The organism is Cylindrospermum sp. FACHB-282 (assembly GCF_014697195.1).
In the GTDB taxonomy this organism is placed as follows: Bacteria; Cyanobacteriota; Cyanobacteriia; order Cyanobacteriales; family Nostocaceae; genus Cylindrospermum.
This window is the reverse complement of the sequence record NZ_JACJRJ010000029.1, coordinates 27,479-45,587: the sequence shown is the minus strand read 5'-3', so window position 1 is coordinate 45,587 and position 18,109 is coordinate 27,479. Positions and strand designations below refer to the sequence as shown.

The 18,109-nt window shown below is 42.6% G+C and carries 16 protein-coding genes; 5 read left to right on the top strand and 11 right to left on the bottom strand.

All coding sequences use genetic code 11. From position 1 onward, the window contains the following. A complete protein-coding gene (locus H6G32_RS15890; RefSeq protein ID WP_190459967.1) occupies positions 1-939 on the bottom strand; it encodes an N-acetylmuramoyl-L-alanine amidase in 939 nt (312 codons plus the stop codon). 482 nt (positions 940-1,421) lie between these two features. On the opposite strand from H6G32_RS15890, the gene bchH reads away from it, so the two are divergent. After that, positions 1,422-5,120 (top strand): magnesium chelatase subunit H, encoded by a 3,699-nt coding sequence (gene bchH / locus H6G32_RS15885; protein WP_190459966.1) that lies wholly within the window; start codon positions 1,422-1,424, stop codon positions 5,118-5,120. Positions 5,121-5,137: 17 nt separating this feature from the next. Here the strand turns inward: bchH and H6G32_RS15880 are convergent, their stop codons facing one another. From H6G32_RS15880 to H6G32_RS15870, 3 genes are all read right to left on the bottom strand, one after another. Next, on the bottom strand, positions 5,138-5,629 hold the full coding sequence (locus tag H6G32_RS15880) for a GNAT family N-acetyltransferase (RefSeq protein WP_190459964.1): 492 nt from the start codon (positions 5,627-5,629) through the stop codon (positions 5,138-5,140). A gap of 129 nt (positions 5,630-5,758) precedes the next feature. Further along, the gene (locus H6G32_RS15875; protein ID WP_190459962.1) at positions 5,759-7,156 is read right to left on the bottom strand and encodes a hypothetical protein; all 1,398 of its coding nucleotides are present in this window, start codon (positions 7,154-7,156) and stop codon (positions 5,759-5,761) included. Positions 7,157-7,358: 202 nt separating this feature from the next. Further along, complete coding sequence (locus tag H6G32_RS15870) at positions 7,359-7,577, bottom strand: hypothetical protein (protein ID WP_190459960.1); 219 nt, start codon at positions 7,575-7,577, stop codon at positions 7,359-7,361. 418 nt (positions 7,578-7,995) lie between these two features. Here H6G32_RS15870 and H6G32_RS15865 point away from each other — a divergent pair, with 418 nt between their 5' ends. After that, the gene (locus H6G32_RS15865) at positions 7,996-9,594 is read left to right on the top strand and encodes an Hsp70 family protein (RefSeq protein ID WP_190459958.1); all 1,599 of its coding nucleotides are present in this window, start codon (positions 7,996-7,998) and stop codon (positions 9,592-9,594) included. Positions 9,595-9,613: 19 nt separating this feature from the next. Here the strand turns inward: H6G32_RS15865 and H6G32_RS15860 are convergent, their stop codons facing one another. Further along, on the bottom strand, positions 9,614-9,808 hold the full coding sequence (locus H6G32_RS15860) for an RNA-binding S4 domain-containing protein (protein WP_190459957.1): 195 nt from the start codon (positions 9,806-9,808) through the stop codon (positions 9,614-9,616). Positions 9,809-9,897: 89 nt separating this feature from the next. Next, positions 9,898-10,434, bottom strand: a complete 537-nt coding sequence (locus tag H6G32_RS15855; RefSeq protein ID WP_190459955.1) for a L,D-transpeptidase — start codon at positions 10,432-10,434, stop codon at positions 9,898-9,900. A gap of 742 nt (positions 10,435-11,176) precedes the next feature. On the opposite strand from H6G32_RS15855, the gene H6G32_RS15850 reads away from it, so the two are divergent. Next, the gene (locus H6G32_RS15850) at positions 11,177-11,419 is read left to right on the top strand and encodes a hypothetical protein (protein WP_190459953.1); all 243 of its coding nucleotides are present in this window, start codon (positions 11,177-11,179) and stop codon (positions 11,417-11,419) included. Between the two features lie 349 nt (positions 11,420-11,768). Here the strand turns inward: H6G32_RS15850 and H6G32_RS15845 are convergent, their stop codons facing one another. Beyond that, complete coding sequence (locus tag H6G32_RS15845) at positions 11,769-12,281, bottom strand: L,D-transpeptidase (RefSeq protein ID WP_190459952.1); 513 nt, start codon at positions 12,279-12,281, stop codon at positions 11,769-11,771. Positions 12,282-12,370: 89 nt separating this feature from the next. Continuing rightward, entirely contained in the window at positions 12,371-13,003 is a 633-nt protein-coding gene (locus H6G32_RS15840; protein WP_190459950.1) for a bifunctional 4-hydroxy-2-oxoglutarate aldolase/2-dehydro-3-deoxy-phosphogluconate aldolase, read from the bottom strand. A gap of 171 nt (positions 13,004-13,174) precedes the next feature. Between H6G32_RS15840 and H6G32_RS15835 the strand changes: the two genes are divergently transcribed. Then, the gene (locus H6G32_RS15835; RefSeq protein WP_190459947.1) at positions 13,175-13,453 is read left to right on the top strand and encodes a hypothetical protein; all 279 of its coding nucleotides are present in this window, start codon (positions 13,175-13,177) and stop codon (positions 13,451-13,453) included. Positions 13,454-13,573: 120 nt separating this feature from the next. Here the strand turns inward: H6G32_RS15835 and H6G32_RS15830 are convergent, their stop codons facing one another. The 3 genes from H6G32_RS15830 to H6G32_RS15825 all read right to left on the bottom strand — a co-directional run bounded on the left by H6G32_RS15830 (position 13,574) and on the right by H6G32_RS15825 (position 15,277). Next, positions 13,574-14,452, bottom strand: coding sequence for a DUF4231 domain-containing protein (locus H6G32_RS15830; RefSeq protein WP_190459945.1), 879 nt, complete (start codon positions 14,450-14,452; stop codon positions 13,574-13,576). 432 nt (positions 14,453-14,884) lie between these two features. Next, the gene (locus H6G32_RS27120) at positions 14,885-15,013 is read right to left on the bottom strand and encodes a hypothetical protein (protein ID WP_255502427.1); all 129 of its coding nucleotides are present in this window, start codon (positions 15,011-15,013) and stop codon (positions 14,885-14,887) included. A gap of 3 nt (positions 15,014-15,016) precedes the next feature. Next, entirely contained in the window at positions 15,017-15,277 is a 261-nt protein-coding gene (locus tag H6G32_RS15825) for a hypothetical protein (protein ID WP_190459943.1), read from the bottom strand. A gap of 779 nt (positions 15,278-16,056) precedes the next feature. On the opposite strand from H6G32_RS15825, the gene H6G32_RS15820 reads away from it, so the two are divergent. Then, on the top strand, positions 16,057-17,955 hold the full coding sequence (locus H6G32_RS15820; RefSeq protein WP_190459940.1) for a transketolase: 1,899 nt from the start codon (positions 16,057-16,059) through the stop codon (positions 17,953-17,955). The last annotated feature ends 154 nt before the right edge of the window (positions 17,956-18,109 follow it).

Below are 18,109 nucleotides of genomic sequence, written 5' to 3'. Positions count from 1 at the left end.
CTAACCAATTAATTTTTGCCAGGATGCTGGCCCGACAATCCCATCAGCAGTTAAACCATTTTGCTTTTGAAATTTCTTAATTGCTGCCTCTGTCAGTGGCCCGTAGACACCATCAGGGTCAACACCCACACGATATTGCAAGTATCTGACAATCGGGCCACCAGCATTTGCTCGGATGACTCGTTTTGCTAAAATCAGATTTATTGCATCCCATGTAGTTTGTCCGGCGATTCCAGTTGGGAGAACTCCCGCAATCTTCTGAAAGTTTAATATTGCAGAGGTTGTTGCCGGGCCAATTGCGTTATCTTCTGCCAAAACTTTACCATTTTTATCGGTTATCTTCAGTCGATTTAAAGCTTTTTGCAGCCGAACAAGACTGGTATCTCCATTCTGCGATTCATCTGGGGCGGTGTTTACTGGAGCGCTTGGTACTTTGCCCGTTAAGCCTTTGACGATCGCATTAGCCATTGCTTCCCCGTCATATAGTCGCATATCTTTGGCAGAATCGATAAAGCAACATTCTACGAGAATCGCCGTCATATCTGTATTTCTCAAGACAAATAATTGCGAACCATTCTTAACACCACGATTAAAAAAGCCTAATTTGACAATTTCATCTAATACCGGTTTAGCGATTTTATTACCTGCATTGCTAGTAGCAAATACTTCTGCGCCATTGGCTTGTCCATTAAAGGCATTAAAATGAATAGAAACATAAATATCGACTTTGTTAGTATTCGCTTTAGCACATCTTTTCGATAGTGATTCGCGTACTGAACTGGCTTTATCTGGTTTACATGATATGACGTCATGTCCTAAATTTTTTAACTTAGCGATAACTTTATTGCCCACCTCTACGACTAAGTTATCCTCAAACTTAATCCCATTAGCTCCAGTGTCTGGAGGGCAATTGTGCCCTATATCAATTCCGAATTTCATTTTTAGCTCCAGAAATTATTTTTGCAATATCTCAAAACTCTGCCGATTCAATTATAGATGTCAACTTCCGTTAATCACTTTGTTTAAGTGCTGGTTAGCAATTGGTAATTGTAGTATTATCTTCACCATGAACACTCTGATAGAGAGAATAGGTATTTGAGCGAACTAAACGAGCAGGTTTTAGTGTATTTTAACAAAAAAAGAACCTACTTATCACGATTGGGAGTAATTAGGTAATTTTAGCAAGAGGTGGTGAAATGGTAAAGAGTAAGTGTTGAATAAAAATTCAATTCCTTTAACCCTTAACCAGTTTTCGACTTCTGCAAGAAATTCCATATACTCAAATCCATTAATTACGACGATTTTTTAGAAGATAACGCCTGTGGACGAATTTCCCAGATCAAACTGTAGGTAGATATTCCCCCATCAGACCAAAAGCAGGTTTAAGATCGAGGTAAAGAAATATTTCTTAGACTAAGGACATGAAACGTATCGTCTTGATTGCTGGATTTGAATCGTTCAACGCTGACTTGTACAGGAAAGCAGCTTTTGTGGCTAAATCTCGCTGTCCGGAGTTGGATATTCGGGTGTTTAGCGATCGCGATATTACCACCAAGGGGATCGAGGTAGAAGCGGCCCTAGATCACGCAGATGTGTTTTTCGGTAGCTTGCTGTTTGATTATGACCAAGTTATGTGGTTGCGTCAGCGCCTCACCCAAGTCCCCATCCGCCTCATTTTTGAGTCAGCCTTAGAATTGATGAGTTTAACCAAACTGGGTGATTTCGCCATCGGCGACAAACCCACAGGAATGCCTAAACCAGTTAAATTCATCCTCGACAAATTTAGCAACGGTAGAGAAGAAGACAAACTCGCCGGTTATATCAGCTTCTTAAAAATCGGCCCCAAACTCCTAAAATTTGTGCCAGTGCAAAAAGTCCAAGACTTACGGAACTGGTTAATTATCTATGGTTACTGGAATGCAGGCGGGCCAGAAAACGTAGCCTCATTATTCTGGACACTAGCAGAAAAATACCTAAAGTTAAAAATCGGCGACATTCCCCCACCAGTCGAAACCCCCAACATGGGATTACTCCATCCCGACTATCAAGGGTTTTTTACATCCCCCCGCGACTATTTAGAATGGTACACCGGAACACAGGCGTCACGAAAGTCGGTGGAAAATACCAGACAAAAACCAATTATTGGCATTCTTCTTTATCGCAAACACGTTATTACCAAACTACCCTATATTCCTCAACTAATTCGCTATTTTGAAACAGCCGGATTAATCCCCTTACCCATTTTCATCAACGGCGTAGAAGGACACGTTGCAGTACGCGATTGGATGACAACGGACTACGAAATTCAACAACGACAACAAGGTAATATTCAAACTCCTTCACTCTCCAATGAAGCCATTAAAGTAGATGCCATAGTTTCTACCATCGGCTTTCCTTTAGTCGGTGGCCCAGCAGGTTCAATGGAAGCAGGACGGCAAATAGAAGTTGCCAAGCGCATCCTCACTGCTAAAAATGTACCCTACATCATCGCCGCACCGCTGCTAATTCAAGATATTTATTCATGGACACGCCAAGGTATCGGCGGGCTGCAAAGTGTAGTATTGTATGCTTTACCAGAACTAGACGGGGCAATTGATACTATTCCCCTCGGCGGTTTGGTGGGTGAACAAATTTATTTAGTTCCTGAACGGGTAGAAAGATTAATTGGTAGAGTCAAAAGCTGGGTTTCTTTACGGCAAAAGCCTGTATCAGAACGCAAAATTTCTATTATTTTATATGGGTTTCCCCCCGGTTATGGCGCTGTAGGTACTGCGGCATTATTGAATGTTCCCCGCAGTCTGATCAAACTTCTTCATGCACTCAAAGACCAAGGTTATACTGTCGGCGATATTCCTGATGATGGGGAAGAATTAATTCGCCGTGTTAAAGAAGCAGATGAAGTTAATCCTCTGGTAGAACAGGCGGCTCGGTTAATAGATAATACAAATACCATTAAAGCGCGTACATTAGAAAAATGGTTAGGATATCTCTTCACTTCCCGGATCGAAAAACAATGGAAATCTCTGACGGGAACGGGTATTAAAACTTATGATGATCAATTTAATATTGGCGGTGTGCAGTTAGGAAATATCTGGATAGGTGTACAACCACCTTTGGGGATACAAGGCGACCCGATGCGCTTGATGTTTGAAAGAGATTTAACTCCCCATCCTCAATACGCTGCTTTTTATAAATGGCTACAAAATGACTTTCAAGCTGATGCTGTAGTTCATTTTGGTATGCATGGAACTGTGGAATGGTTGCCGGGTTCACCGTTGGGTAATACTGGTTATTCTTGGTCGGATATTCTGTTAGGAAATTTGCCTAATCTCTATATATATGCGGCAAATAATCCTTCTGAGTCTATTTTGGCAAAGCGTCGCGGTTATGGGGTGTTAATTTCTCACAATGTCCCTCCTTATGGTCGTGCAGGTTTATATAAGGAGTTGGTGGCTTTAAGGGATTTAATTGCTGAATATCGCGAAGATCCTCAAAAGAATTATCTGTTGAAGGAGGGGATTTGTAAGAAGATTGTTGATACTGGTTTAGATGTTGATTGCCCGTTTGAGGATGCTCAACGTTTGGGGATTGCTTTTAGTCCGGAAAATGTGCGGTTGTTTAGTGGTCATGCTTTTGAGCATTATCTGGTGAAGTTGTATGAGTATCTGCAAGTTCTAGAAGGTCGTTTGTTTTCTTCTGGGTTACATATTTTGGGTGAAGCGCCGAATGAGGAGGAGTTGGCGGGGTATTTGGATGCTTATTTTGGGGAGGAGAATGAACCGCCAAGACGCCAAGAACGCCAAGAGGAGGAAGGGGAAATTAGGGATTTGTTGATGCAGTGTACTGATGAGTTAACTAATCTTTTGCGGGGTTTGAATGGGGAGTTTATTCTTCCGGCGCCTGGTGGTGATTTGTTGCGGGATGGGGCTGGTGTTTTGCCTACTGGGCGGAATATTCACGCTTTAGATCCTTATCGAATGCCTTCGCCTGCGGCTTTTGAAAGGGGTAGGGAAATTGGACGAAAGATTATTTCTCAGCATTTGCAGGAACATGGGAAATATCCGGAAACTGTGGCGGTTTTGTTATGGGGTTTGGATGCGATTAAAACTAAGGGTGAGTCTTTAGGTATTCTTTTGGAGTTGGTGGGGGCTGCACCTGTTAAGGAGGGGACTGGTAGAATTGTTAGATATGAGTTGAAATCTCTTTCTGATGTGGGACATCCCCGGATTGATGTGTTGGGGAATCTGTCGGGAATTTTTCGGGATAGTTTTGTTAATGTTATTGAGTTGTTGGATGATTTGTTTCAACGGGCTGCTGCTGCTGATGAGTCAGAAGATGAAAATTTTATTAGAAAACACGCTTTGGCTTTGAAGTCCCAAGGGGTTGAAAATTCATCGGCGCGGTTGTTTTCTAATCCTGCGGGTGATTTTGGTTCTTTGGTAAATGATCGGGTTGTGGATGGTAATTGGGAGTCTGGGGAGGAGTTGGGGAATACTTGGCAAGGTCGCAATGTTTTTAGCTATGGTAGGGAGGATAAGGGCCAAGCTAGACCGGAAGTTTTGCAGACATTGTTGAGGACTAGCGATCGCATTGTTCAAGAAATTGACTCGGTAGAATATGGGTTAACTGATATTCAGGAATATTACGCCAATACGGGGGGTTTGAAGAAGGCAGCCGAAAAACAAAGCGGTAAAAAGGTGACAACTAGCTTTGTGGAAAGTTTCTCTAAGGACACTACACCCCGTAATTTAGATGATTTGCTCCGGATGGAATACCGCACTAAGTTGCTAAATCCCAAATGGGCCGATGCAATGGCTAATCAAGGTTCTGGTGGTGCTTTTGAAATTTCCCAACGGATGACGGCGTTAATTGGTTGGGGTGGAACTGCGGATTTTACTGATGATTGGGTATATGACCAAGCGGCAGATACTTATGCTTTAGATGCAGATATGGCGGAAAGGTTACGCAAGGCAAATCCTGAAGCTTTCCGAAATATTGTCGGCAGAATGTTAGAAGCCCATGGGCGCGGTTTTTGGCAAACTGATCAAGATAAGTTAGATAAATTGCGTCAGTTGTATGATTTGACAGATGAGGAATTGGAAGGGGTTTCTTTAAAGTGATCCAATTTTGGCTGACTTTAATTAAACTCCCCAAGTAGCTTAAGATAAACGCGATCGCATCTTGCTGTTTCTACACCTGTGGCTGGTTTATAGCCGTTGCTTTCATACAGCTTGACGGCTTCGGCTAATACACTGGCGGTTTCAATCCAAATTTCTCGAAAACCACGAAGGGCGATCGCTATTTCTAGCTGTTGTAACAAATATTTTCCCAATCCTAAGCCCCTAACACTCGGTAAAAGATACATTTTACGGATTTCTACAGCTTTTTCTCCCCGATGTATGGGGTAGTATGCCCCTGTACCTACTACCTGATTTCGATGTTCAATTACCCAAAATTCGCCGCCTGTTGCTAAGTAACATTCTTCTACTTGCAGCACATCTCGGTCAGCACCCTCTGGTTCCCAACCTAAACCATACTCTGATAATACTGAATTAATCACGGCGGCGGCTGTGGTGCGATCGCTTTCTTCCCAATCACGAATTAAAAAATCTTGAAAACCATCTTGCATATAAAAATTTTTAATTGGCAGATCCAGCTTCAACAAGAGATGTGTTTTGATTTTGGGTTAGTCCGCGTAGGCGGACTTGGTTTGTATAGCCGCGATTTCTAATCGCCAGGGCTAGGTGCAAGATATAAGTTAAGGTTTTTCTGATGGCAATCCATACCAACTATACCAATGACGTACCGCCAGCCAAACGGCTGAAAGCAAACCCGCTAAACTTAGGGTAAGACCGCTAAATGGTACTAATAAGCCAAACACTGGTAGCACCGCCCCAGCGATGGTACAAACTATCGCAGCTAGAGAAGCCTGACGGGTTGAACCTAAGCCATAAGTTAAGGCTAGTAAGATTAGGGAAATCATACCCCAAGCAAGCTGGGCATTGATTAACCGTCCCAAATAGGTTAAGGTCAGCAAGCAAGCAAAGAAAATGCCAGCTGCGATCGCTACATTTTTTAAACTCATTGGTAATGATAAATATAGCAATAATATCCACCACAAAAATAAAGCTGGTGTTAGCAATAACAACCGGGGAAAGATGCCAGTTTTCGCAATGGGTTGGCTGTTGGTAAACACGCCAAAGGGATTTTTGACAGAAACATTATCCTCAAATTTCCAAGTAAATTGAGTGCTGCTGTCATCAACTTTAATCTCATTAGGGATAACACCACTGGCAAAATCCACAGGGCTAAAGCTAGCAATTGCTAACAGGCGAAAGTTAGACAGCAACTGTCCCCCAGCACTATAAACCCAGCGCGGCCCCCCTTGGGCCCGATAAGTAACCCTAAAGGTGGTTTCTTCTCCAGATTGCAAGCGGAAGGGAAAGCCATAGTCACCTGGATTAGTTTGTTGTAACCTGGTTTTGTCACGCTCTACTTTATAGCTTTCCAGTAAAGAGTAACCGTTGGGTGGCGGTGCTTCAAAGAAAAAACTATTAATATCTGTTAGTTTATTTACAACTTTGTAGTCGGCGGTGTAGTCTACGCCATAAATGGCGCTACGTCCTTTGACATCTACGCTTTGGTTAAGCTTTACCTGAATCTGCGAACCAGCTAGGGTGAGGAAGCGGGTGACTTTTTGGGTGGAATTTACCTGAACTATTTTGTCTTTAACTTGAGTAGTATAGGTGTATGGCTCTTGGGCAATGTAGCGCACCTGTGGCGCAATTTGTTCAAGTTTGTCACCAGCAACACTTTCAGTCACTTGAGTTACTTTGGCTTGTTCCCAATGGTGGTAACGGTTGCTCAAAGTTGAACAGAGAAAAAATCCCGGTACTACAAGAACTAATATCAGGGCTAAATGCTGTAAGCCCCGCAAAAGCTGGGAGTAATGCAGCGCCCATTGGCCAAAGAAGATCAGCTGTTCTGATTTATTGCGCCCCAGAGAAAAACTCATGAGTGCGATCGCAATTCCTAAAGCTATTACTAAAAAGACTAATAACAGTGAACCTTGGAGAGCCTGAGTACCAAATTGCACTAACTCTACCGGATGTGTTAAATCAGGTAATCCGGGAACGCCTTGAACAGAAGGAGGCATGGGCAGGTATGCGGATAATTTTATATACCTGACCAATCTTATCTGTTAAAAGTTTCGGCGTTGCTGATTGAGAATATGAATTTGTTTCGCGCAGAGGCGCAAAGGCTCAAAGGTACGAAGAAAAAGAAGGGTATTTTTGGCATTTCATACTTTGATTCAGCAACGCCAAAGTTTCTTAGTTAGTTTTGGCATTTTGAATTGCTCAATTGCTGGATTTCGGCTTCAAAAATAGCCAGGCCACAAAGAAAGTCCCCGCTGTAAATAGTTGCATCAGATCCAACGCCGATAGATAACCATCTGCAAAGGAAGCAATACTGCGATCAGTGATGCCAAATAGCCAAGACGAGATACCAAACAGCCAGATGCCATTCTTGAGATTTCCCACGAATTCTTGAGAGTCTGATGGTTGTTGGTTGTTCATGATCTTCTGCTCCTTTAGTCAAGAATCTAGCAATCAATCAACTGAGAAATTTTTTAACTCCTGACCCTGAAATGACATTTATATTAATAAATATTTTAATTACTTGACTTCACTACCTAAAGGCACATCTCAAGATGTTGATCTTTCACTCTTGTTTCTGTCGCCTTTGGGGGAAGGCGATGACTTGAATATTTAACTTCTCACCATGGGGCTAAAGCACTTTTCTGTCTTAACCACCAATAAAGTATACAAAAATTTATTTAAAAAAATAATACACCATAAGACATAGATATTTCAAACAGCAACCTTTCCATATCGGCTAAACTCAGATATTGCCAGCCTTCGAGAGGAAGAAGCCTCCTGTCTACTGGGAAATTTGCACTCTTGGTAGTTAATGCAGAATAATAAAAAATAAAAGATGGCGATCGCAATTGATTTTGGTACTAGCAACACAGTCATAGCCCGCTGGAATCCCGTCACCCAGCAGGCAGAAACCATTAATTTACCTGGTTTATCAATTCAACAAAGTCTGAATCCGCCACTGATTCCCAGTTTGCTTTATGTGGAAGAAGCAACTCAGGGTAAAGTACTAGTAGGGCAACAAGTGCGCGATCGCGGTCTTGACCTCAAAGGCGAAACCCGATTTTTCCGCAGCTTCAAACGGGGTATTGGTGCAGATATCCAAGGTTTTTTACCAGAACTAGATGGGCAAATCGTCACCTTTGAGCAAGTAGGGCAATGGTTCCTCACCAAGGTAATTGAGGAATTAGCACCTCAGCAAGGGGGGATAGATTCTCTAGTTTTAACCGTACCTGTAGACAGTTTTGAAGCTTATCGCCACTGGTTAGGCAAAGTTTGTCAATCCCTAAGGGTGGAACAGGTGCGGATGCTGGATGAACCCACCGCAGCCGCTTTGGGTTATGGTTTGGCAAATCAAGAAATGCTGTTGGTGATTGACTTTGGCGGCGGTACTTTGGATTTATCCCTCGTGCGCTTAGATCAATCTATGCAAGGGACTACCAAGCCTTTAGGATTTCTGCTCAAGTGGGGTAACAAATCCCTCGCTGAAGACTCTAAGCAAAAGGTAAAAACCGCCCGTGTTCTGGCGAAAGCTGGGCAAAATTTAGGCGGTACGGATATTGATAACTGGTTAGTAGATTACTTTGCTAAAACTCAAGGGCTGGCGGTAAGTTCCCTCACAACGCGACTAGCAGAACGGTTGAAAATTCAGCTATCTACCCAAAGCCAAGCCAGTGAAGTTTATTTCGACGATCAAACATTTGAAAGTTATGAACTAGAATTAACCCGCGAAACTTTAGAAAATATCCTCAAAGAACATGGGTTTTTTGAGTTATTGGATGATTCGATGACATCTCTATTGCAGCAAGCACGACGGCAAGGGATAGAATTGGCTGATATTAATGCAGTTTTGTTAGTTGGTGGTACCGTACAACTACCCGCCGTGCAGACATGGATAAAACAGTACTTTGAACCAGAAAAAATCCGTTGTCAACGTCCTTTTGAAGCGATCGCCCAAGGTGCTCTGCAACTGGCCCAAGGGTTAGAAATCAAAGACTTTCTCTATCATAGTTATGGTGTTCGCTATTGGGATCGCCGCAAAGGACGCCACAACTGGCACCCAATTATTCAAGCTGGACAAGCTTACCCCATGAGTCAAGCAGTGGATTTAGTTTTAGGGGCTTCTTTGGAAAATCAGCCCAGCATTGAGTTAATTATGGGGGAATTGGGGGCCGAGACCAGCAGCACCGAAGTTTATTTTGATGGCGATCGCCTAATTACTCGCCGGATAGATAATGATGTCACAACCGTCAAACCTCTCAATGATCAAGAAGGGGCGCGAACCATTGCCCAACTTACCCCTCCTGGATATCCGGGAAGCGATCGCATTAAAATCCTGTTTCAAGTTGATGAACAACGCTTTTTACGCATCACCGTTGAGGATTTATTGACCAATAATACCCTATTAGAAAATCAACTTGTGGCTCAGTTGAGTTAAATATGGGGAACTATCACTACTATTTACTGTTTAAGTCTCCCACCTCAAAAGTTTGCCCTTCAACTGTTACTTGGTCGCCTGATACTAATTTCCTTCCTCGTCTAATTTCAACCGTGCCATTAACTTTGACATCACCATCAACAATCATCAGTTTAGCTTGCCCTCCGCTGGGGGCTACACCCATTAACTTTAAAAACTGGTCGAGTTTAATCATGTTGCGATCGCAAATCCTATTTCCTATTTTATATAGCTAGTAGAGACGCTATTATTTCCATCTCTACAGCCATCAAAGTGCAATCTGACCTAGGGACGCACTACTACTAAAGTCCCCATTTGTGTCCAATTGTAAAGCTTACGGGCTTGCTGGACTGGCAAATTCACGCAACCGTGACTAACTGGAGTCCCAAAACGCTTATGCCAGTAAGCACCATGAATGGCATAGCCTTTATAGAAATACATGGCGTAAGGGACATCAGGAATATCGTAACCCCTGCCGCGCATTCTGTTAGTGCGATATTTAGAATTAATCCGATACTTACCTACGGGTGTAGGGGTCGAGCTTTTGCCCGTGGAAGTTCGGAAGGAATAAACAAGCTTTTTGCCTTCCCATGCACGTACACGTTGCTCAGACAGATCAATTTCAATCCTACGAGATAGTCCACTTTGTCTGGTCTTAGATACAGTTTTGCTGTTGTTGTTTACTGACGCGGCGTTAGCTGTAGCAGCGTAGGGGTCAGCTGCAATTGGTGGCGACCAAGACAGCAAATTTGCTAGCATCAGTGCACCCGTACAGAAAGTTCCAGAGCAACGTATTAAACCGCTGCGAATCCAGGTTTGCATGATGCAATCACCTTGTTGTTTTGCGACTCAACTTTTAGTTTGCCGTTGGGTTGGATGGAGTAGTTAACGGTTAACAGTCTTCACAATTGTCTACTGATACCCAGCTGCTTCACCTATTTTATCCGGCTTGGTTTTGGCGTTATTAGTAATTATTAAGCGCCATTAACCCCAAGTAAATGAGGAATTTACTGAGAGTTAATATTGAAAGTTGGAATTTTACGCAGGATTCACCAGGGTTTGGGTCGTTTTCACCGGGGGCAGGAGATTCTAAATGCCCTCTCTGTCTATATTAGGACTAAAGCTGCGTGTCACACTCAATGTAAGATTGTAGGGTGCGTCAGATATCGAAAATTTGTTGATGATTACCGAATTATCGAGTCTGACCAAGAGTGCAAAGCCATGCCAGTTGCGTAAGTCCTATATATATTATTTCAAGTTTTGTGCTGCTAATTCCGGCAACTATTCACCGCAATAGTGACAGTCTGTTGAGAATATAGCGTTTCCTAGTCTGCTGAGGTACAAATCTCTGCGTACCTCTGCGCTTTACTTTGCGTCCCTTTGCGTTTCAAAATATTATCTGTACCTCACGTAACTCTTAATCGCTATAAGGATTTCTAATTGCAATGATAAATTAATCATTCTCCTGTCTATAGTATCTTTATTTGCGATATTGTAGTATATTTACCATCTGTATTGATGCAAATCGTCCCTTAATGTGCAAATCATAAAACTTTAAAAAGATATGAAACTTATCAAAAAAGCCGACAAGCTTCTGATTCAGAACACAAAAACAACAGCGGAGTCAATAGAGTCACATTTTCAAGCTGATACTATTAATAGCCTCGAACTAACAGTTGAGGAACAGCTTGAACTGGATGTAGAGTATGAAGAAGAACCCAACTATAATCCTGTAGTCTTATCCGTTGGGAATACAGGCTGGCAGGTTTCTGATATTTGGAAGGATATTAGATTGGATAATTTCTAGTAAAAAAAATATCTAACATCTAGGGTGCGTTGCGCAGTTGTTAATCCATCCTACGAATACCAGATAATTGATTTTTTGGTATTACTTAAATCTTGCACCATTCTCAACAAGACCTAATAAACTAGGTTTCTCAACCAAAAATTAAGGGTTTCAGCTTCAAAAATTTTCAAGAAACCCAGTTTTTGACCAAGGTGCCAGATGTCAGTATTACCAAAATTCTCAAATCGCCATCAGTCCAATCATCTTGCCTGGCTCGATATATCCAATCCGAACTTATACAAGGCTGGACATTGCTGTTTATTTCCCGCTTCCATCCTGGAGCGATTTCCACTAAATTCTGTTTTCTTGGCTAGTTCTCAATGACTACATCTGTTCCTACTGATGCCCATGTAAATAGCCATTTGGCGTGATTTGGGGCGAGATTCACACAGCCGTGACTTACTGGCGTGCCAAATTTGTTATGCCAGTAAGCCCCGTGAATACCGTAGTTGCCTTGGTAAAACATCGCATGGGGGACATTGGGAACGTCATAGTCCCTACCCCGCATTCGGGTAGTTTTGAATTTGGATTGAATCTTAAAAGTACCAAGGCGAGTGGGGGTGGATTTTTTACCTGAAGAAATGTAAATAGCATAAACAGGTTTGCTACCTTCCCAAGCGATTAATTTTTGTTTTGAGAGATCAATCTGAATCCAGCGTTGATCAGATTTTTGTAGTGTCTCAATAGTTTGTTTAATGTTTTCGTTGGGGGAATTTGCCCAAACTTCACCCGATACTGGACTAGCAACACTCAAGGAGACTGCTGCACCAGCGATGAGTATTTTTAAGTGATGCATCCAGTCAGGATAAGTTTGGCTTTTCATGGTAGACACCGATAAATAAGGGAGTTTTAGCTCGTCGGCTTCTCTGCCTATGACAGTAATAGCCAGAGTTTTTGATGATTCTATCGTAACTAATCTAACTTTTTGATCAGATTTCTTGCCTGTTTAGCGATCGCATCCCAGTTTCTTTCTGTTACTGATTTTTGGGGAAATAATTGCCCACTCAAACCAACGGCGATCGCACCTGCTTGTAAAAATTGTTTCGCATTATCCGGCGTCACACCTCCAGTGGGAATTAAGGGAATGTGTCCCATGGGCCCTTGTAGGCTTTGAATATAGCTACTCCCTCCCATCGCTTGCACAGGAAACACTTTTACACAGCTGGCACCTTGATTATAGGCGGTGATAATTTCTGTGGGTGTGAGTGCACCGGGGATGATGGGAACATTTTTCGCTACTGCGGCTTGGATCATTTCTCCGTCAACATGGGGTGTGAAGAGGAATTGCGCCCCAGCGGCGATCGCATCTTGCAACTGCTGTACATTAAACAACGTCCCAGTTCCAATTATACAGGTGGGTAATTTGGCGCGGAGTTGACTGATTAATTCTCCGGGGCGATCGCTATTCCAGGTAATTTCAATCAGCTGCATTCCCCCAGATGCTACAGCTAAAGCCATTTGCTCCCCTATTTCCATTTTAGTCCCACGGATAACAGCGATCGCTCGGTGTTGTTGCAACTGTGATAACCAAACTTGATCAGACATTTTTAACTAACTTGTAACCAAAAGGCTCTGACACCTTAACTACAAGGGTGACACAGCACAAGCAATTTGGATTCAAGCTTGCTTATTCAACCAAGCTATGAGATATTGTTTATATACATCACAAAGCTTATCGAATTACCGTAGATTAAAAATTAATAAGGGCTAATTAAGATGACAACTGCACAGTCGGACATAGCAGCATCCCTAGAAATCAATCTTCATGATTCCCAAAATGCCAATTTAGCCCCCTTGTGGAGGCTGGTGCAACTAAGTAAAACTTACCTACAGCGCTTTTTATGGCACTCTCACGCTTATGGGACAATTTTTGCTGTCCTACTGCTAAGTTTGGTGAGTTTGATTTTCTTGAGTATCAATTGGTTTTACCGTCGGCTGTTTGTCACACCTCCCACCGTTGAGACAAAAGAATGGGATATCAGCCACAGCAATTAACATTTTTATGGCTCAAGCCTTCCTTATCTAAATCGCCAGATGGCAGAAACCTGAGACCAACTGATTGCTCATTTAGATTAACAAATCAATCCCAGCAAATGGCGATTTTGCATCATTAATTTAACTTTGCTCTGACTTAGACTGCTCTGATGAGTCTGGCTCTTTCTTCTCTTTCTTCTCTGCTGGTGAATCAGTTGTTTGTTTCACTAACTGGAGGTGAATATTATTCACTTGCATGATAAATTGTTCTATGGCTTGACTTGCCTTTTGTTGCTGTTCTGTTTCATCAATCACATCATAGCAACGATAAAGCGGAGTTACTCCCAAAATAAATTTTTCTTGTTCAGCCTCTAGCAATTCAACCGCTGTATTAGCAGCAAGAGAATTTTTCTGAAAAGGGAAAGAGGTAACTATACTGGCGACTATCGAAGCAGCAGCCGGACAAATAACAGGGAGCCACTTCAGCCAAGCTTGTCCTGCTTCTAATTTGTCTACCAAAACTAAAATTGGTGTGACTCCCGATAAAACCACGGTTGAAATTTGTAAACCATAATAAAGGTTTCTCGATACATTCCGCACCTTTTTATAGTCGTCAATTAAATCTTGGGAATATTGCAAAGCCTTTTGTCTGGCGGGAATGAGTGAATTTTGTTCCAACAAGGAGTTATTGCTGCTCAATAAATAAGTATAGAGTTCAGCTTTTTTAGTAAGTTCAGAGCGATTAACCGCATTTTGATAGTTTTGAAACAATTGCCGATTGAAGAGAAACAAAAAAATCAGAATAGTTAGAGAGACTGCCCCAGCAATTACATAATCTTTATTTTCTGAAAAGACATAAATAATCATGCTGGCGCTGACAAAAGCAGCCGCTAAAAAATACTCGATAAACTTCAAGGTATACAACATATTTTGATCCGATGTAGAAGATGGTTTTTCAATGCTATAGGAAATGTCTCTCTGGTTTGCCTGCTCAAGATTAGCCGTTTCAGAAGTAGTCATAAGACCTCGTGGGATGGGGGAAACGAGCGTGTCTTTAGGGCTGGGTTACTGACTGCCTCACACTCAATTTGCTCCCAGGAAAAATTTTGCACATCACTGTTACCCTAAACCCCGGATAAATAAGGCTAGGGTGGATCAGATTGGTGACAAAATCATGGTGAATTTGTCTTAAATATCAATACCATATCTTAGGTGATAACAATATGAAATTTAAGTATGTTTAATTAGAAGGGTTGATAAAAATGCTGAAATCAGTATTCCAGCATTTTTAAAGTTGTGCGTTACACACAGCTAAATCACCTTACAGATTCAAGATTGATGACTTCTTTGCTGCTCATCCCCCAATATTTGCAGTAGTTTTTGCGCTGGGAGAACACCGAGGACGGCAGCAGGGTGTCTAGCAGGTGTTAAATTATATGCGATCGCCGCACCCTAGTGATCAGCTACTTGGGCAGTCCGTGGCACAATCACCGCCAGCAAAGACTTCTGGATATCTGGTAGGTGTATACCACCCTTGTCACGGTGTGCTGCTGATACCGCTAAGTTTTGAATAAAGTCCAAATTTTAAACAGTGAGAAAAAACACAATTAAGATGATGCTGAGGGCAATAGCAAACACCAATGCATATTCAAATCGGCGGCTGAAAAATCCGACAACAGCAATTAAACCTGCAAAAAGAAGAGCAATACCAAAATACTGCTCTTTTTGCAAACCCTTAGCAATTAATGAATCCTTAGTAACAGCCCCATTCGCGGGAATTTCTTGAATTGCCTTAGGGGTAGGCGATCGCTTCGGAAGTGGGAATTCTTCAGTAGGTAAACTCATAACATCAACAAAATGCCAAAATAGAATTGAATTAAAGGCGAGGTGTTTAAAAATTAAGAAGTTATTTACAGAAGCAAGTATTACAGCTAAACCTTTTTTTGCCAGTAAAAATTTTATTGTTGTCAAAAGGCAAGAAGTAGAACGTAGGGGGCAAAAATTTATCAATTTTGTGATGGAAAAACTCATTAGGTAGATTCTGGTTATTCAGAGGCAAGTGGCCAAGTAGGCATCTAGAGAATCAGACATTCCTGAATTTTTATTCTATCTTTTGATAATTTTGTTATGCATTTTTGCCAAATAACTCTCTCTCAAGATTGAGATTAAGTTTAAATTATATGAAGTGAAACTTAAACTTTTCTTTTCTGGCGCTTCCCATTTTGTTGCCATAAATTAATAATTGGGACAATTTTTTTTGATTATTAATTGATATAAAAAAATAATCATGCAGATGTCTGTATACCCTGAGAAAGAAGGGCTAGTTATTCCATTAGAAAGAAGTATTTATTAATTTAACTTTCTAGAGTAAACCCAAGAAGAGTGTAATAACTCGCTAAACAATCTAGTACACTACTGGGGCGTAAGTTAACCTACCCTTCCCAATGTCTGAAAAGCTGACGCTGTATTACTTTTTAAGTTTTAATTTTTAAGTTTTAATTCCGCTCCGCCTTGGTGAAAGCGCTTCTCTTAGAGAAGCCGGGCGTTAGCGAGACAAAAAAGCATTATTGAAAAAGTCTCACCCCAATACCCAATACCCAAGATTTTCATTTAGGAAAATAACCATGACCACACAGGAGCAACTACACCAATGGCATGAACTGGCACAACAGTTGCGTGTTAATAGTATTCGCGCCACAACCGCCGCTGGTTCAGGCCATCCGACCTCATCCATGTCCCCTGCCGATTTGATGGCGGTTTTAGTGGCTAAATATCTCCGCTACGACTTCAATAATCCAGATAATCCCCATAACGATCGCTTCATTCTCTCTAAAGGACACGCTGCACCGGTTCTCTATGGGATGTATCAAGCTATGGGGTTGATTTCTGACCAGGAGTTGCTGTCGTTGCGGCAGTATGGCAGCCGTCTAGAAGGTCATCCCACACCGGTTTTACCTTGGGTTGATGTGGCAACAGGCTCTTTAGGACAAGGATTACCCATTGGTGTGGGAGTAGCTCTGGCAGGTAAATATTTAGATCAACTTTCCTATAATATCTGGGTATTAATGGGCGATAGTGAAACCACCGAAGGGTCAGTTTGGGAAGCGTTTGATCATGCTGCACACTATAACTTAGATAATTTAATCGCCATTATCGATGTTAATCGCCTCGGTCAGCGTGGTCAAACTGAATTAGGCTGGAACACACAAACTTATGCTAACCGTGCTAGAGCCTTTGGCTGGCAAGCGATTGAGATTGATGGTCACAACTTGACGGAGATTGATCAGGCTTATAGTGCCGCTTTAGCCGTCAATGATCGCCCGACGGTAATTATCGCCCGGACGAAGAAAGGTAAAGGTGTGGAGGCTTTAGAAGATTTAGGTGGTTGGCATGGCAAAGCCCTGAAACCGAAAGAAGAGCAACAGGCGATCGCCGAATTAGGTGGTAAGCGCAACATTACTATCCAAGTAGATAAACCCGACGAACAAGAGCAACAGGCGACCCTCAGTCATCCTCAACCCCTGCAAATTCCCACCTATAACAAAGGCACAAAGGTAGCGACACGCCGAGCCTACGGTGACGCCATCAAAGAATTAGGAGCCGCTCGTCCCGATGTAGTTGTCCTCGACGCCGAGGTGAGCAATTCCACTTACGCCGAAGATTTTGCCGAAGTCTATCCTGAGCGCTACTTTGAAATGTACATTGCCGAACAGCAAATGGTAGCAGCGGCGGTAGGGTTGCAGGTGCGACAATACAAACCCTTCGCCTCCACCTTCGCCGCTTTCTTAACTCGTGCTTATGACTTTGTGCGGATGGCTGCCATATCTCGTGCCAACATTAAATTAGTGGGTTCCCATGCAGGGGTCTCCATTGGTCAGGATGGCCCGTCACAGATGGGACTGGAGGATTTAGCAGCCTTGCGAGCGGTGTGGAATAGTACTGTACTCTATCCAAGTGATGCTAATCAGACGGCGAAATTAGTGGAATTAATGTGCGATCGCGATGGCGTTGTCTACCTCCGCACCACCAGAGAAAGCACAAATGTGATCTATGATGCCCAAGAACAATTTCCCATTGGTAGCAGCAAAGTTATCCGCAGTTCCCAGAGAGATCAAGCCACGGTAATTGCTGCTGGTGTGACCTTGCATGAAGCCATCAAAGCAAGCGATCGCTTAAATAACGAAGGCATCGCCGTGCGCGTCATTGACGCCTACTCTGTCAAACCCATTGATGTGCAAACACTGCATCAAGCCGCAGCAGATACCAACGGTAATTTAGTAGTCGTTGAAGACCATTGGATAGAAGGCGGATTAGGCGCAGCAGTGCTGGATGCCTTTGCTGGTAATAGTACTTCTCCCCCCTACAACGGCCCGCAACTACGACTCATTAAACTAGCAGTCCGCGATATGCCCACTTCAGGCACCCCAGAAGAACTGCTCCATGCTGCCAAAATTGACGCCGATGCCATTGTCGAAGCAGTGAAATCTCAAATCAGACAGCTAGTGGGAGCATCAACCTCATAAGACCAATTCCCAGGGGTAAGTCTAAGATTTGGATGCGTCTCTTTTCCCATCCTACCCGTAGTGGCGTGACACGCCTTAAATGTTGCTTTAGAAAAATGCTCGAAACTTGATTGAACAAAAACAAAGACCGAAAATCTATTGCACTATTTTAGCC

Excerpts from the sequence above, each read along its gene's own strand:
- H6G32_RS15820 (WP_190459940.1), top strand. The coding sequence starts at position 16,057 with ATGACCACACAGGAGCAACTACACCAATGGCATGAACTGGCACAACAG.
- H6G32_RS15825 (WP_190459943.1), bottom strand. The coding sequence starts at position 15,277 with ATGAGTTTACCTACTGAAGAATTCCCACTTCCGAAGCGATCGCCTACC.
- bchH (WP_190459966.1), top strand. The coding sequence starts at position 1,422 with ATGAAACGTATCGTCTTGATTGCTGGATTTGAATCGTTCAACGCTGAC.
- H6G32_RS15875 (WP_190459962.1), bottom strand. The coding sequence starts at position 7,156 with ATGCCTCCTTCTGTTCAAGGCGTTCCCGGATTACCTGATTTAACACAT.
- H6G32_RS15860 (WP_190459957.1), bottom strand. The coding sequence starts at position 9,808 with ATGATTAAACTCGACCAGTTTTTAAAGTTAATGGGTGTAGCCCCCAGC.
- H6G32_RS15830 (WP_190459945.1), bottom strand. The coding sequence starts at position 14,452 with ATGACTACTTCTGAAACGGCTAATCTTGAGCAGGCAAACCAGAGAGAC.
- H6G32_RS15890 (WP_190459967.1), bottom strand. The coding sequence starts at position 939 with ATGAAATTCGGAATTGATATAGGGCACAATTGCCCTCCAGACACTGGA.
- H6G32_RS15865 (WP_190459958.1), top strand. The coding sequence starts at position 7,996 with ATGGCGATCGCAATTGATTTTGGTACTAGCAACACAGTCATAGCCCGC.
- H6G32_RS15855 (WP_190459955.1), bottom strand. The coding sequence starts at position 10,434 with ATGCAAACCTGGATTCGCAGCGGTTTAATACGTTGCTCTGGAACTTTC.
- H6G32_RS15835 (WP_190459947.1), top strand. The coding sequence starts at position 13,175 with ATGACAACTGCACAGTCGGACATAGCAGCATCCCTAGAAATCAATCTT.
- H6G32_RS15850 (WP_190459953.1), top strand. The coding sequence starts at position 11,177 with ATGAAACTTATCAAAAAAGCCGACAAGCTTCTGATTCAGAACACAAAA.
- H6G32_RS15845 (WP_190459952.1), bottom strand. The coding sequence starts at position 12,281 with ATGAAAAGCCAAACTTATCCTGACTGGATGCATCACTTAAAAATACTC.
- H6G32_RS15880 (WP_190459964.1), bottom strand. The coding sequence starts at position 5,629 with ATGCAAGATGGTTTTCAAGATTTTTTAATTCGTGATTGGGAAGAAAGC.
- H6G32_RS15840 (WP_190459950.1), bottom strand. The coding sequence starts at position 13,003 with ATGTCTGATCAAGTTTGGTTATCACAGTTGCAACAACACCGAGCGATC.
- H6G32_RS15870 (WP_190459960.1), bottom strand. The coding sequence starts at position 7,577 with ATGAACAACCAACAACCATCAGACTCTCAAGAATTCGTGGGAAATCTC.